This window comes from Pseudoalteromonas sp. S4492, from assembly GCF_005886115.1.
In the GTDB taxonomy this organism is placed as follows: Bacteria; Pseudomonadota; Gammaproteobacteria; order Enterobacterales; family Alteromonadaceae; genus Pseudoalteromonas; species Pseudoalteromonas gelatinilytica.
In genome coordinates this window covers 1-257 of sequence record NZ_PNCP01000294.1, presented here as the reverse complement: position 1 = coordinate 257, position 257 = coordinate 1, and the positions used below count along the sequence as shown (strand labels likewise).

The 257-nt window shown below is 63.0% G+C and carries 1 protein-coding gene; it reads right to left on the bottom strand.

The genetic code is table 11. The features are described 5' to 3' along the window. Positions 1-257, bottom strand: a 257-nt coding sequence (locus CWC28_RS21610) for a LysR substrate-binding domain-containing protein (protein WP_249324998.1), incomplete at both ends; no start/stop codon positions are given.

The window sequence follows — 257 nt, the reverse complement described above, 5'->3', positions numbered from 1 at the left end:
CACGGGTCAGGTCATGGCTCTCGTAACTGACGTCCAGACGCAGCTCGACCGCCGGATGGCGTGTCTGAAAGGCATTGCAGACCTCGACCAGATAACGCTCGGCGAACAGCACCGGCGCCGTGATGCGCAACACGCCGCTGTAGCCCTGATGCTCCGACTCACTCGTCTGCTCCAGGTCGTGTTCAAGCTCACGCTCCAACGCCAGCAGTTCGCCATGTACCGACTGCATGCGCTGGCGAATGCGCTCGCCCTCCTCG